This is a genomic window from Psychrobacter sp. 16-MNA-CIBAN-0192, assembly GCF_040309565.1.
Classification (GTDB): domain Bacteria; phylum Pseudomonadota; class Gammaproteobacteria; order Pseudomonadales; family Moraxellaceae; genus Psychrobacter.
Map to the genome: position 1 here is coordinate 1 of NZ_JBEOOX010000262.1, position 271 is coordinate 271.

Annotated in this window: 1 protein-coding gene; it reads right to left on the reverse strand. The window is 54.2% G+C overall.

Going from position 1 to position 271, the window contains the following annotated elements; translation table 11 throughout:
• The coding region (locus AAEY78_RS13175) for a dermonecrotic toxin domain-containing protein (protein WP_352339751.1) at positions 1-252 on the reverse strand (252 nt) is incomplete at its 3' end.
• Between the last annotated feature and the right edge of the window lie 19 nt (positions 253-271).

The following is a 271-nucleotide window of genomic DNA, read 5'->3' on the forward strand; positions in this document are numbered from 1 at the left end:
GTCCTGGACCGTCAGCTCGGACCAATCCTTTTGCGCCACAGGCCCCAACGCACGCTGGGCGAGTGCCGTCTCGGCAGGGCCAAGGGTCCCTTCCAGGCGCTGCAGATTGATGGCTTTGACAAAGGAGATTTTACTCAATGCCGCATAAGAGTCGGTGTGTTTGTCCCAAAACCCATCCAGGGTTTTTTTATACATGCTGGTCCGGTCTGTATCCCAGACTAATGACTTGAAGCCATCTACCGGTATGGACACGCGAGTATCGGCATTATAC